This is a genomic window from Pseudomonas sp. DR208 (assembly GCF_019823005.1).
In the GTDB taxonomy this organism is placed as follows: domain Bacteria; phylum Pseudomonadota; class Gammaproteobacteria; order Pseudomonadales; family Pseudomonadaceae; genus Aquipseudomonas; species Aquipseudomonas extremorientalis.
On record NZ_CP081944.1, the window covers coordinates 2,505,973 to 2,519,572 of the forward strand.

Genomic DNA, 13,600 nt, shown 5'->3' on the forward strand with positions numbered 1-13,600 from the left:
TAAGCGCATACTGGCTTCAGGAAATGACCTCCTGATCGTTTTTTTGAGCATCAGCCTCAGAATGGATGATCCCTTCTTTCATGCCCAAGAGGACCGCTACCTTATGGGCCTCTCCACGTCGTCCCTTTTTGCGCCCAGCGAGCACTTGATAGGTGGTTGCCGGATCAACGCCATGTTCACGCGCGAACGCTTGAACTGACTTTCCTTGATGTTCCAGCCAGGCCTTGGCTTGTGCGGCAGTACGGATTCCGGGCATAGTTCAAAACCGTTCAAGTTTGTTTAGCAAAAAGATGAGTGTGTCACCTCTTGGGGTGTCCCAACCAGGATCATACATCCAAATGAGTGGAATCGGTTCGCGTTTGAGGCAAGAAAGGGAGCGACTTGGCTTGTCGCAAAAAGTTTTTGGTGAAATAGGCGGCGTTGAAGCCAACGCACAAGGTAAATACGAAAGTGGAGGACGGGCGCCTAAAGCGGACTACCTGTCGCGTGTCGCCGAGAAAGGTGTGGATGTGCTGTACGTGTTGACCGGTACGCCTACCCCGATTCAACTGGACAACCTGAGCCAGGTTGAAGAAAAAGTATTGGGTGACTACCGTGCGATGTTCAAGGAAGACCAGGCTGCAATCCGTCGCTTGACGTCAAGCCTGGCCGAGCACTCCGTGTCACTGAATGGAAAAAGCAGACCGCAGCCCCAGGATTCCTGACCTGCTGCCCAACAAATAGAGCCGTCCACCGCAGGGTGGACGGCTGCTGTGTATTCAAACTCTATATATATGACGCTTGCAGCTAGGTCTGCGCCTTGGTTTTTTGCTAAGGTGTTCAGCAACCTATAAGACCATATCGCGAGGTGTCTGCTTGATTAGGGTGCTAGTAGTCGATGACCATGATCTCGTTCGTACAGGCATTACACGAATGCTGGCTGACATCGATGGCCTGCAAGTAGTCGGTCAGGCCGAGTCCGGGGAAGAGTCCCTGATCAAGGCCCGGGAGTTGAAACCCGATGTGGTACTGATGGACGTCAAGATGCCCGGTATCGGTGGTCTTGGCGCCACGACCAAATTGTTGCGCAGCCACCCGGACATCAAGGTCGTGGTGGTGACCGTGTGTGAAGAAGACCCGTTCCCGACGCGCCTGTTGCAGGCCGGCGCGGCCGGTTACCTGACCAAGGGCGCCGGCCTGGCCGAGATGGTGCAAGCCATTCGCCTGGTGTTTGCCGGGCAGCGTTACATCAGCCCGCAGATCGCTCAGCAACTGGCCATCAAATCTTTCCAGCCCACCAGCGACTCGCCGTTCGATGCGCTGTCGGAGCGGGAAATCCAGATTGCCCTGATGATCGTCGGCTGCCAGAAGGTGCAGACGATCTCCGACAAGTTGTGCCTGTCGCCCAAGACCGTCAACACCTACCGTTATCGCATTTTCGAGAAGCTCGCCATCAGCAGTGATGTTGAATTGACCCTGCTCGCGGTGCGCCACGGCATGGTGGACGCCAGCGCCTGACATGACCACACCGTTTGATCCCAGTGCCTTCCTCTCGACCTGCAGTGGCCGCCCCGGCGTGTACCGCATGTTCGACAGCGAGGCGCGCCTGCTGTATGTCGGCAAAGCCAAGAACCTGAAGAACCGCCTGGCGAGCTACTTTCGCAAGAGCGGCCTCGCGCCGAAAACCGCCGCGCTGGTGGCGCGCATCGCCCAGGTCGAAACCACCATCACCGCCAATGAAACCGAAGCACTGCTGCTTGAGCAGACGCTGATCAAGGAGTGGCGGCCGCCTTACAATATTCTGCTGCGCGATGATAAGTCCTACCCCTACGTGTTTTTATCCGACGGCAACTTCCCACGCCTGAGCATCCACCGAGGCGCGAGGAAGCAGAAGGGCAAGTATTTCGGGCCCTATCCCAGCGCCGGCGCGATCCGCGAAAGCCTGAGCCTGCTGCAAAAGACCTTTTTTGTGCGCCAGTGCGAAGACAGCTTCTACAAGAACCGCACCCGGCCGTGCCTGCAATACCAGATCAAGCGCTGCAAGGCACCCTGTGTGGGCCTGGTGGAGCCGGCCGAGTACGCCGAGGATGTGCGTCACTCGGTGATGTTTCTCGAAGGGCGCAGCAATGCCCTCACCGACGAACTCTCCGGCGCCATGGAGCAGGCGGCCAGCACCCTGGATTTCGAAAAGGCCGCCGAACTGCGCGACCAGATCTCCCTGCTGCGCCGCGTGCAGGACCAGCAGAGCATGGAAGGCGGTACCGGTGACGTCGATGTGATCGCCGCCTTCGTCAACCCGGGCGGTGCCTGCGTGCACCTTATCAGCGTGCGGGGCGGGCGGGTGTTGGGCAGCAAGAACTTCTTCCCGCAGACCGGTATCGACGAAGATGTGGCTGAGGTCATGGCGGCCTTCCTGGGCCAGTACTACGTGAGCAGCCCGGAGCGCGATTTGCCGTCGGAGCTGATCGTCAACGTGGTGCACGAAGACTTCCCCACGCTGATCGAGGCGATCCACGAATTGCGCGGCCGCGAGCTGGACATCAGCCATCGCGTACGCGGCACGCGAGCCCGTTGGCAGCAACTGGCCGTGACCAATGCCGAGCAGGCCCTGGGCGCACGCCTGGCCAATCGACAGCACGTCGCCGCACGCTTCGACGCCCTGGCCGAAGTCCTCAACCTGGACGAGCCGCCGCAGCGCCTGGAGTGTTACGACATCAGCCACTCCAGTGGCGAAGCCACGGTGGCGTCCTGCGTGGTGTTCGGGCCGGAAGGGCCGATCAAAGCCGATTACCGTCGCTACAACATCGAAGGCGTCACCGCCGGCGATGACTACGCAGCCATGCACCAGGCCCTGACCCGGCGTTTCAGCAAGTTGAAGGACGGCGAGGGCAAACTGCCGGATATCCTCCTGGTGGACGGTGGCAAGGGCCAGCTGTCCATGGCCCGCGACGTACTCAACGAACTGGCGGTGCCCGACCTGATCCTGCTCGGCGTGGCCAAGGGCGCTACGCGCAAGGCCGGTTTTGAGACGTTGTACTTGAATGATGCCGCCCATGAGTTCACCTTGAAGGGCGACTCACCGGCGTTGCACCTGATCCAGCAGATCCGCGATGAGGCGCACCGTTTCGCCATTACCGGTCACCGCGCCCGACGCGGCAAAACCCGGCGAACCTCAACCCTGGAAGGGGTGGCGGGCGTCGGGCCGACACGGCGACGCGACTTGCTTAAACATTTTGGTGGCTTGCAGGAGCTATCCCGTGCCAGCATTGACGAAATAGCCAAAGCTCCCGGTATCAGTAAAAAGCTCGCTGAGTTGATTTATGCGAATCTGCACAGCGAATAGAATGCCTTTCCACCTCGTAGCCAGTTGTGCCGATGAATATCCCTAATCTGATCACCGTTCTACGCGTCCTGCTTATTCCTATTTTCATCCTGTTGTTTTATTTGCCGTACGAATGGAGCTATGCGGCCTCCAGCTCCGTCTTTGCCTTCGCGGCTGCCACCGACTGGCTCGACGGCTACCTGGCCCGTCGCCTGGAACAGAGCACGCCGTTCGGCGCGTTCCTCGACCCGGTAGCGGACAAACTCATGGTGGCCGTCGCCCTGGTCCTGCTGGTGCAGGAACACGGCAACCTGTGGCTGACCCTGCCGGCCGCCGTGATCATCGGCCGCGAAATCGTGGTGTCCGCACTGCGCGAATGGATGGCCGAAATCGGTGCCCGCGCCCACGTCGCTGTCTCCAACATGGGCAAATGGAAAACCGCCGCGCAGATGCTCGCGCTGGTGATCCTGCTGGCCAACCCGTCGGACTTCTCCTTCTGGGTGTTGACCGGCTACGCCCTGCTGCTCATCGCCGCCGGCCTGACCTTGTGGTCCATGCTCCAGTACCTGCGCGCTGCCTGGCCGCATCTGCGCACCACCGTTGAAAAGAAATAAAACATTTTCGAATCAAGGGGTTGACCGGTTCTGATAATTCTATAGAATGCGCATCACCAAGACGCGGGAATAGCTCAGTTGGTAGAGCACGACCTTGCCAAGGTCGGGGTCGCGAGTTCGAGTCTCGTTTCCCGCTCCAAACACAAAAAAAAGCCACTCTAACGAGTGGCTTTTTTTTGCCTGCAATTTACTGGGTGGGCGCTTCGTCCTCTTTTTTCGTGACTTTGATTTTTATCGACGTGCACGGGCAAATGGACTCATTTGGTGCAGAGTCGTGTCCGCCATTCGGCCAGTCTCGATTGCCGATTGTTAGCACAGCTCAACGGTCAACGCCTGAAAGCATGCCTCTTGGCCACCGAGACCATCATCAGCGCCGGCAGCAACAACGCCAGCGCTACCCAGGGAATAGCGCTTGCCCCCCAGGTTTCCAAGAGAACGCCACCGATCACACCGCTGCCTGCAAACGCCAGGTTAAAGACGGTGACCAGCATCGATTGCGCAATGTCAGCGCCGTCTCCGGCAACTTCAGCCAAGGCGGTTTGCAGTAAAGTTGGCGCGCCACCGAAGCTCATCCCCCACAAGACCATGCTGATGTAGATCGCACTGGCGGGCAGGTCACCCAGCCCAAGGGCAAACGACACCAGGGTGAATGCTGTCAGGCTGAGCAGTACCAGGCTACGAAGCCTGCCATGAATCAGCGTGCCGATCATCCATAGACCGAACAAGGCCGCAATACCGAATGCAAGGAGGCCCTGATCAACCTGATCGGCCAAGCCAACAGAAGCCAGGAACGCAGCAATATAGGTATAGAAGGTGTAATGGGCCAGGATCCAGACCATGACCACCGCCAGTACCGGCCGCACCCCCGGGGTTTGCAAGACCCTGCGCAGCGGCAGGCGTCGATCGGCGCGTTGTCCGGGGTAATCAGGCACTTTCAGATAGATCCAGGCCATCAGCAAAAGGCTGAGTCCTGAGAGCGTCCCGAACACGCATCGCCATCCCAGCAGTTTGCCGAGCCAGGCACCCAGCGGTACGCCCAGGGCAAGTGCCAGAGGGATACCGAGCATGGCCAGCGCCATAGCGCGACCTTGCAGTGGTGGGGTGACCAACCGTCTGGCGTAGCCGGCCAGCAGGCTCCAGGCCAGACCGGTTGCAATACCCACCATGAAGCGAGCCGCCAGCGTCAATGCAAACCAGGGCGACAGGGCGGTCACCGCATTGCAGGCGCAAAACACCCCGACCGCCAGTAACAGCACCCCGCGCCGACGCCAACCCTGCAACGCGAGCGTCAAAGGAATAGCCGCCAACCCTGAGCCCAGTGCACACAGCGTCACCATCTGACCGGCCCATGCTTGCGACACACCAAATGCTTCGGCGATTTGCGGCAAAAGTCCTGCCGGCACCGTTTCGTTGGCGGTGGCGATAAAGCTACCCAATGTCAGCGCCAACAGGACCGTCAGTGGGAGACCCTCGGTAGTGAGGTGTTCGATATTGCTCGATGTTGTGAAAGAGCCATTTTCAACCTGTGATTTGCCGGTCATGACTTGTGCTCAATGGGAGAGGAGGCATGAGTGTGATGAATTGCCTACGATTTGATAATTGGCTTAACATTTGATGAACTATCAAATTTGAATTGAATATGGCCACTGACCGATTGGGTGATATGCGTTTGTTTGTCGAGGCGGCAGCACTCGGCAGCCTGTCTGCCGCAGGGCGCAAACTGGCGCTGTCGCCAGCCGCGGCCAGCGCGCGCCTTATCAAGCTTGAGGCGGCGCTGCGCACCAAATTGTTTGATCGCACAACGCGTCAGTTGCGCCTTACGGAAGAAGGTCGGTTTTACTTGCAGCAATGCTGGGTCGCATTGCGGGCGATTGATGAGGCGGAAGCGGGGCTTCAAGCCAGTCAAACTGAGGTGCGTGGCAAGGTACGGATATCCGCGTCTGCCGATTTTGGCCGCAATCTTTTGAATGACTGGCTTGAGGCATTCAGTAAGTTGCACCCGGAACTGTCCGTTGCGCTGACGTTGTCGGATTCGGTGTCGAATCTGCTGCAGGACGATATTGATCTGGCAATCCGGTTTGGGCAGCCACATGAAAGCTCGATGATCGCCAGGCAGTTGGCGCCCAACTGGCGAGTACTGTGCGCTTCGCCTGACTATCTGGCGCGATACGGCGAACCGCAGACCCCTGCTGACCTGGTTAACCACAAGTTCATCGTGCTGGTGACTGGCGCAGGGCCCTTGAACACCTTTCACTTTCTGGTGGACGGTCAGGCATGGAACTACACCGTACCTATGAGCCAGGCATGGGAAACCAATGATGGCGCACTCGCGCGTGCATGGGCGTTGGCCGGGCATGGCATTGCACGCAAGACCATCTGGGATGCGGCAGCCGATATCTGTGCTGGACGACTGAACGTCCTGTTGCCTGACTTTTGTGTCCCAGAGGCCGGCGTCTACGCGGTGCTACATGGCAACCGTTACCGGGTTCCCCGCGTGCGTGTATTGCTGGACTTCCTTATCGAACAGTTCGATTGCGCAACCGATCAGTTGTTGTCAGGCCTTGAAATGCCTGATGCCAGGAGGCTGTAAGCCACGCGATCTTACGAGGAGGGATTGAGGGGGAGAACAGGGAGTTGATGTGCGGATAACTGATTGATGTACCACCGGGTGTCTACCCTTGCTTTTTGCTCTTGTTCCGAATTTTTGCACGGACTGCTTATTTTTCAAGGTGACCGGATTGTTTATAAAACTATTCCTTGGTGCCTCTTCACATGACGCACACAACAAGGCGCTAAATTAAATTCAGTTGAAGTTTTTCTTAGGCTGACTTCGCATTTTTTTAACGCATGTTCAGCGAATGTTCAGAATGCCACGGCGAGTTGCCGGGTTGAATGAATACAGTGTGCGGCCTTTACAACTCTTCACTTTTCCAATCTGGAACGCCTGAAAAGCAAAGTGCTAGTCTGCGCTTTTTTCAGGGACGGCAAGGTCGTATGAATAAGCTAAAGGAAGTGGCTGTAAAAAAGCCCTGTTCATTTATTTTTGTCGTCGCGTTTATTCTATTGGCTGTCTTGCAATACAAGCCCGCCGTGCTCAATTACACCACGCGCTTTGTCGACTTTGCCCAATATATGCTTGCGCACGGCGTCACGCTGTTTCCAATCGCCGAAGATCTGCAGCCTTACCCCGATTACACGGTGATCAATACACTCCTGGTTTATCTGGTGTCCTTGCCGTTTGGCCGTGTCTCCATTCTGTCGATGGGCGTGCCTTTTTGCGTCGCTGCCGCGTTGATGTTGGTGTTCATTTATAAATTGGGGGCTTTGCATGAGAAGAAGTGGGGCGCCTACGGGGTGGTGTTTGCGCTGTTCACCTGGTCATTTCTGGATGGCGTGAACTCCCTGGCGCTGGATGTGTACCCGGCACTTTTTACGGTGGTGTGCTTTTACCTGGCCTACGCGGGCGAGGTGCACCAACAGCGTTATCGGTTGCCGCTGGTACTCGCGGGCCTGGCACTGGGCTTTGCGTTTCGTGGCCCGATCGGCCTGATCGGACCTGCCAGTGTCGTCGCCTCTTATTACCTGTTGAGCCGGCAGTGGCGCATGCTGGTGGTGTTCTCATTATTGGCGGGCCTGGTCCTGGCCACGGGTATCGCGGTGCTGACCTGGGCGGCCTATGTGCAGGGCGGCGATGCTTTTCTGCAAGAGGTTTTGATCATGCAAGGACTCGGGCGGTTCGGCAGTGATCACGCGCCCCGTTATTACTTCTACTTTTCGGCAGGCTTGCTGACCTACGGTGTCACCGCCTTGATTGCAGTGAGTGTGATCATCAGGAAGGGCAAACACTTTTTCGACAGTACGCCTCATGCCGCCACGAACATGCTCCTGTACCTCACCGGCTGGCTCCTTGTGATCATTGTGCTGTTCACGATTCCAAGTTCGAAAAAGGCGCGTTACATACTGTCGATCACGCCAGCTATTTCGTTGTTGGCGGCCTATGTCTTCGTGGACCGCAGTGAAATGTTTGCAAACACCCGGAAAAAACTGCTTGGGTTCTGCCTGGAGTTGCCGCTGATAGGCCTCGTGATGCTGTTACTTGCCTATGGGTACAGCTTGTATGCGGTGACCCCGCTGCAGCCCAACTACCTCGGTGCCTGCCTGGGTCTGATTACGCTAGTCGCCGTGCGGCCCTGGTTGGAATCACGTTTTCACGGGCATCCCCATCGTGAGTTCGTCATCTTTTCTTTCGGGGCTGTCACCTTTCTCATACTGGATATGTTTTTCTTCAATTGCGTTACTTACCATCTGGAGTTGGCCCATGAGCCGACGCCTAAATTCCTGCCTTATTGGTTCTGGTGAACAGTGGGCGTGCAAAAAAAGCTGGCGGTTTTTGCGGGCGCAGGCATCTGCGCAGTACTGCTGGCATTGGCGGTAGTCGTCCTGCAAAACCTGTCCGATATGGAACTGAAGGACGCTCGGGTTTCGACGCTGACGTTTCGCTCTGGCGATGCACAATTGGTCGGAACGCTGGCCTTGCCATTGAATGTCCAGGCGCCGCCCGTGGCGCTGATCATTCATGGGGATGGTCCCATGGACCGCTTCGCAGCCCACGGCTACTTCCCGCTGATCAACAGTTTGCTCGACGCTGGAATCGGCGTGTTTACCTGGGACAAACAGGGGATCGGCGAGAGCACAGGCCATTGGCTCAGCCAGTCGATGGCGGACCGTGCCACGGAAGCGGTGGCCGCGCTCGCCCAGGTTCGCAAGCAGGAGGGGGTTGCTCCGGATAAGGTCGGGTTCCTGGGTTTTTCCCAAGGCGGCTGGGTCATTCCGCGTGCCGCCAGTGAAGGAGCCCCTGGATTTTCAGTGATTATCGGCGGGGCCGTGAGCTGGCGCCGACAAGGCATGTACTACACGCAGGTGCGTTTGGCGGAGGAAGGCCGTTCCCAGAATGAGATCGACGCCATTATCAAAGAGCAATACGAGAAGAACGACAAGGTTTTCGGCACAGCGAATCAAGCCTACAGTCCCCACCTGTTTCCCGGTATGGACCGCGCTCATTTCAACTTCGTCCAGAAAAACTACAACGAAGAGGTGACTGGCGCAGTGAAAACCATGCAAGGCCCGGTGCTGGCGGTTTGGGGCGACCAGGACCTGAACGTCAATACGGCCGAGGACTCAAGCGTCTACAGGGAGATGTTTGCAGGCGCCAGGGATAGACACGTTGTGGTCATCCCCAACGCCACCCACAGTTTGTTGAGGGCCGGCCTGTTCAATGATCAATTGGTATCGCAATGGCCTGTGTGGAAAGAGTCTGCGTTCATGGCACTGGGGCGCCACGCCTATGCGCCGGGTTCCCTGGAACTCATAAGTCGCTGGGTCAAGTCCTCAACGTCGGGGATGTGAATCGCTCTGCGCTTTAAACATCGGCAACCGCTCCAGCATCCACGTCAACAATTCCTGAGCGGGTGCCGCCAGCGGTCTTGAGGCCTTCACCAACAGCTTGGCCTCCACCCCCAGCAACAGCGGATGGTCGATCAGCACCGATGCCAGCTCGCCGTTTTCAATTTCCCGATAGGCCGCGAACTCCCCGGCCAGCGAGGCAAAGCCGCCAGTGGCAACCAGGCGCTTGAGTGCCGCCAGGGAGTTGCTGACCAGGGTCGGGCGTACTTCGATCTTCTCGGCGTATTCCAGCAGGGTGATGGCATGGCCAATACCAAATGTGGTCGGCGTCAGCACCAATGGGCATTCCAACACCTCCGTCACGGTCACCATGGTGCCGCGCACTGCCAGCGGATGATCGGGACGCACCAGCAACATCACCGGCTGCAGCGAGGCGGCGCGGTAGTCGATGTGTGGATGGGGCGGCGGGTTGTAGGCCAGGCCGATATGCGCACGGTTTTCGGCGACTTCGTTGAGCACATCGTCCACCGGCAGGATGTCCAGGGTGACTTCAAGCCTGGGGTATTGCTTGCTGAAAGGCGCGAGCACGTTGTCGACCAGCGCATCCACATAGCCTTCGCTGATCACCACCCGCACATGGCCTTGCTGCAGGCCCTTGATGGCTTGCAACTGGTCTTCGAGTTTTTCCTGGTGCGAGCGATAGCCGCGCCAGAACTCCAGCAGATGCGCCGCCGCCTCGGTGGGCTGAACGCCACGGGCCTGGCGCTCGAACAGCTTGGCGCCCAATTCCTCTTCCAGCAGCTTGATCTGGCGGGTGATCACCGAGGGCGAGGTGTTGATGCTGTCCGCCGCCCCCCTGATCGAACCGTGCACCAGCACTTCGTGGAAGTAGCGAAGACGTTGTTGATTGATCTCACGCATGAAGGATGACCCGCTCCAGAAGTTGTGTTGCCTGCAGAGCAACGCTAAGTGAGCTTCGTTGCTCTTGCTGCTTATCGTGGGCCGGCGCACCCTGAATTGGCAAGTACGCAGACCCACAAAAACAACTGGAGACTCGTATGCCAACCTCCCTGGCGCCGGCAGAAAGTGCAGCCATTTCTGCCCTCTACCACAAGCTCAACTGGCGGCTGTTGCCGCTGTTGTTCATCGGCTATGTCTTTGCGTACCTGGACCGCATCAACGTAGGCTTTGCCAAGCTGCAGATGCAAAGTGACCTGGGCTTGTCCGATGCTGCCTACGGCGCCGGCGCGGGGATTTTCTTTATCGGCTACGTGCTGTTCGAACTGCCCAGCACCCTGATGCTGCCCCGCATCGGTGCGCGTAAAACCTTTAGCAGGATCCTTGTGCTGTGGGGCATTACCTCGGCGTGCATGTTGTTTGTACGGGACGTGCCGACGTTCTATGCGATGCGTTTTCTGCTCGGCGTATTCGAAGCCGGGTTCGCTCCCGGCATGATCTATTACCTGTCGCGTTGGTACGGCCCGAACCGCATGGCGCGGGCGATTGCCATTGTGTTTATCGCCGGCCCCATGGGCGGCATTCTGGGCGGACCCTTGTCGGCCTGGCTCATCACCACGCTTGCCGGTGTCGGCGGTCTGGCCGGCTGGCAATGGATGTTTTTGATTGAAGGCTTGCCCTGTGTATTGCTCGGCGTGCTCATGTACTGCGTGCTGTCCGACCGGCCCGCCGATGCGCCTTGGCTGAATGAGGCGGAAAAACAGCTGCTGGAAACCGAACTGGGCACGACGAATGCCCGCAGCCATTCGTTCCGTGCGGTACTGCGCGACCCTAAGCTGTATGTCCTGGCTTCGGCGTACTTCTGCATCATCTTCTCGATCTACGCCATGAGTTTCTGGCTGCCGGCGATCATCAAGACCCTGGGCCTGCAAGACACCCAGCAAGTGGGCTGGTATGCCGCCATGCCCTATGTCGGGGCGGCACTGGGCATGTACTGGATCGGGCGCCGTTCGGACCGCCTGGGCGAGCGCCGGCTGCACTGCGCCGTCCCGGCGGCCACCGGTGCGCTCCTGCTGATGCTCTATCCCCTGGCGGGCGGCCACCTGGTGGGGTCTATGACCCTGCTGATCCTGTCGATCAGCATGATGTTCATGGCCTACACCGTGTTGTGGGCGATGCCCTCCGAGCACATCAAGGGCGACGCGGCCGCAGGCGGCATTGCCTTGATCAACACCATCGGCCTGTCCGGTGGTTTCTGGGGCCCGGCCATGATCGGCTGGGCCAAAACCGCCACCGGCAGCTTGAACACGGGGGTCGTAGCCGTGGGCTGCGTGTTCCTGTGCGCGGCGTTCGTGATCATCGCGACCAAACCGCGAACGCGCACCGGCTCGGCGGGCGAATACAGAGCGGGTCGAGTGGCCCGCCATCATTGAAAACCCTGAGGAACCCAAGATGCTTCTATACCTGTCGACCTGGGCCGAGATCGGCCACTTTCTCGAGCGCAGCCGCACCATCGTCATCCCCATCGGCTCCAACGAACAGCACGGGCCGACCGGGCTGCTCGGCACCGACTGGATGTGCCCCGAGATCATTGCGTGTCAGGCGCAAAAAAGCGCCGATATCCTGATCGCGCCGACCTTCAATATCGGCATGGCCCAGCACCATATCGGCTTCCCCGGCACGATCTCATTGCGGCCCTCGACGTTCATTGCCGCGATCAGCGATTGGGTGCATTCGCTGGCGGCCCATGGCTTTGAAAAGATCCTGTTTCTCAATGGCCATGGCGGCAACGTCGCGTCCATTGAAGCGGCGTTTTCCGAGCTGTATGCCGAAGCCAGCTTTGCCCGTCGCCCGGCGGGGTTCGCCCTGAAGTTATGTAACTGGTGGGACCTGGAAGGCGTGGGCGAACTGGCCAAGGCGCAGTTCCCCACCGGCCACGGCATCCATGCCACGCCGTCCGAGATCGCCGTGACCCAATGGGCCTACCCGGACTCGATCAAGACCGCCGACTACTCACCCCGGATCGCGCCGTGGGGACCGATCCGCGAGGCCTTCGACTTCCGCGCCCGCCACGTCGATGGGCGCATGGGCTCGGACCCGGCGCAGGCCTCGCCGGAGAAAGGGCGAGACCTGGTGATGATGGCGGCACAGGGCTTGATTCGCGAAGTCGAGGCGTTCAGTCGCGAGCCAATAGTTCAATGAGCGATACCTGAGTCCTTGCCGGGCACCATGTCCCTGGCCTGCACCCACAACACCGCATCCTGCGACAGCGGCTTGCCCTTGTGGGTCTTGGTCGCGCCGATGTCGAGCGCGGCAATGCCCCACCAACCGGCGCGGGGCAAGCCCAGGGTCACGATGCCCTGGGCGTCCGCGTAGGTGCTCTGAGCGTTGAATGAAGCTTGCGGCGCGGTGACGTAGGCTGCCTGGCCGAAGCTGTTCTGCTCGATATCGACGGCATGGTTGAGGTATTCGATTTCGACTTCGGCGAATGGCACCGGTTTGCCATCGGCCAGTACCACGGCGCGGAACACGCCACCCGTCCAGTTTGCGTAGGGTTTGCTCAGCGGCTGGATCTCCACCGGCAAGCCCTGCGGCTCGGTCCAGTCGCCGGGGACGCCGCCGACGTTGACGATCAGCTTGGTGAACTGTTGGATGTACAGGCCTTCCTCGGCTTCCAGGTAGGGTTCGGGTTCGAGGACGAAAATATGGTCGCCCAGCGAGCGCATCAACTCCCGCGGGATTGAAGCACGATAGGCCGTCGCCTGGTTGTCGCGGCTCTGCCACTGCACCGGCCGCAGGTATTGGCGCAGGTCGATGGTCTTGCTGCCGTGGGCGCTCACCTGGCTGAACGCCCGGGGCTTGTCCATCACCAGGGTGGGGCCGCCGGAAAAGGGGTGGGTGAACACCAGCGCAAACTCCAGCTTATCCCCGCGCTGTGGCGCCGTGTCTTCGACGTAGAGCATCTGGAAGTGGGCCTGGGCGGCACAGGCCGCGCAGCCGAAAGTGGCGCCGGCGAGGGTTTGGAACAGTCGTCGTGTGAAGGTCATGGTCTGTTTCACCTGGAAATGTCGGCGGACTGGATGGTCGCGTCATGGTTGTCGCCACCCAGGAACAACACGGTGTAGTCGCCTGCGGGGGCCTGGAACGTATAGGTGTTGTCCGCGCCGATGCTGCCTTCGAGCAGCAGCTTGTTGCGGGCATCCTGGACACGGATTTTCTCCCGACGGCGGAGCTGCCGTCGGTGTAGCCGGCCTCGCATTTCACCTGGTCATCGTGTTCGAGGTAGCAGTCGAACACCGGGCCATGGGCGAAGGCCGCCTGGCAG

Annotated in this window: 14 protein-coding genes and 1 tRNA gene; 10 read left to right on the top strand and 5 right to left on the bottom strand. The window is 59.2% G+C overall.

Going from position 1 to position 13,600, the window contains the following annotated elements:
- Nucleotides 1–16: 16 nt before the first annotated feature.
- A complete protein-coding gene (locus K5K89_RS11355) occupies nt 17–256 on the bottom strand; it encodes a DNA-binding protein (RefSeq protein ID WP_071489635.1) in 240 nt (79 codons plus the stop codon).
- 82 nt (nt 257–338) lie between these two features.
- Between K5K89_RS11355 and K5K89_RS11360 the strand changes: the two genes are divergently transcribed.
- From K5K89_RS11360 to K5K89_RS11380, 5 genes are all read left to right on the top strand, one after another.
- Nucleotides 339–704: a helix-turn-helix domain-containing protein gene (locus K5K89_RS11360; protein ID WP_071489634.1), complete on the top strand. Its 366-nt coding sequence runs from the start codon at nt 339–341 to the stop codon at nt 702–704.
- A gap of 151 nt (nt 705–855) precedes the next feature.
- Nucleotides 856–1,497 (top strand): UvrY/SirA/GacA family response regulator transcription factor, encoded by a 642-nt coding sequence (gene uvrY / locus K5K89_RS11365; protein ID WP_003190387.1) that lies wholly within the window; start codon nt 856–858, stop codon nt 1,495–1,497.
- 1 nt (nt 1,498) lies between these two features.
- Entirely contained in the window at nt 1,499–3,322 is a 1,824-nt protein-coding gene (gene uvrC, locus K5K89_RS11370; RefSeq protein ID WP_222541418.1) for an excinuclease ABC subunit UvrC, read from the top strand.
- A gap of 32 nt (nt 3,323–3,354) precedes the next feature.
- Complete coding sequence (pgsA, locus tag K5K89_RS11375) at nt 3,355–3,915, top strand: CDP-diacylglycerol--glycerol-3-phosphate 3-phosphatidyltransferase (RefSeq protein ID WP_003232771.1); 561 nt, start codon at nt 3,355–3,357, stop codon at nt 3,913–3,915.
- 63 nt (nt 3,916–3,978) lie between these two features.
- A tRNA-Gly gene (locus K5K89_RS11380) sits at nt 3,979–4,054 on the top strand.
- Nucleotides 4,055–4,241: 187 nt separating this feature from the next.
- On the opposite strand, the gene K5K89_RS11385 is transcribed toward K5K89_RS11380, so the two are convergent.
- Nucleotides 4,242–5,456: an MFS transporter gene (locus K5K89_RS11385; RefSeq protein ID WP_222541419.1), complete on the bottom strand. Its 1,215-nt coding sequence runs from the start codon at nt 5,454–5,456 to the stop codon at nt 4,242–4,244.
- A 98-nt stretch (nt 5,457–5,554) separates the two neighbouring features.
- On the opposite strand from K5K89_RS11385, the gene K5K89_RS11390 reads away from it, so the two are divergent.
- From K5K89_RS11390 to K5K89_RS11400, 3 genes are all read left to right on the top strand, one after another.
- Nucleotides 5,555–6,505 carry a LysR family transcriptional regulator gene (locus tag K5K89_RS11390; RefSeq protein WP_222541420.1) on the top strand — a complete coding sequence of 317 codons (951 nt, stop codon included), beginning with the start codon at nt 5,555–5,557 and terminating at the stop codon, nt 6,503–6,505.
- A gap of 404 nt (nt 6,506–6,909) precedes the next feature.
- Entirely contained in the window at nt 6,910–8,274 is a 1,365-nt protein-coding gene (locus K5K89_RS11395) for an ArnT family glycosyltransferase (protein ID WP_083351565.1), read from the top strand.
- A 9-nt stretch (nt 8,275–8,283) separates the two neighbouring features.
- Entirely contained in the window at nt 8,284–9,321 is a 1,038-nt protein-coding gene (locus K5K89_RS11400) for an alpha/beta hydrolase family protein (RefSeq protein ID WP_071489744.1), read from the top strand.
- Here K5K89_RS11400 and K5K89_RS11405 read toward each other — a convergent pair.
- The gene (locus tag K5K89_RS11405) at nt 9,304–10,239 is read right to left on the bottom strand and encodes a LysR family transcriptional regulator (protein WP_222541421.1); all 936 of its coding nucleotides are present in this window, start codon (nt 10,237–10,239) and stop codon (nt 9,304–9,306) included. The two genes, K5K89_RS11400 and K5K89_RS11405, sit on opposite strands and share 18 nt — an antisense overlap.
- 137 nt (nt 10,240–10,376) lie before the next feature.
- Here K5K89_RS11405 and K5K89_RS11410 point away from each other — a divergent pair, with 137 nt between their 5' ends.
- Complete coding sequence (locus K5K89_RS11410) at nt 10,377–11,708, top strand: MFS transporter (protein ID WP_222541422.1); 1,332 nt, start codon at nt 10,377–10,379, stop codon at nt 11,706–11,708.
- A 19-nt stretch (nt 11,709–11,727) separates the two neighbouring features.
- Nucleotides 11,728–12,477, top strand: coding sequence for a creatininase family protein (locus K5K89_RS11415; RefSeq protein ID WP_222541423.1), 750 nt, complete (start codon nt 11,728–11,730; stop codon nt 12,475–12,477).
- Here K5K89_RS11415 and K5K89_RS11420 read toward each other — a convergent pair.
- Both K5K89_RS11420 and K5K89_RS28640 read right to left on the bottom strand, forming a co-directional pair.
- Nucleotides 12,471–13,322 carry a DUF4198 domain-containing protein gene (locus tag K5K89_RS11420; RefSeq protein ID WP_222541424.1) on the bottom strand — a complete coding sequence of 284 codons (852 nt, stop codon included), beginning with the start codon at nt 13,320–13,322 and terminating at the stop codon, nt 12,471–12,473. The two genes, K5K89_RS11415 and K5K89_RS11420, sit on opposite strands and share 7 nt — an antisense overlap.
- Before the next feature lie 8 nt (nt 13,323–13,330).
- Nucleotides 13,331–13,534: a hypothetical protein gene (locus K5K89_RS28640; RefSeq protein ID WP_261401099.1), complete on the bottom strand. Its 204-nt coding sequence runs from the start codon at nt 13,532–13,534 to the stop codon at nt 13,331–13,333.
- Nucleotides 13,535–13,600 lie beyond the last annotated feature (66 nt).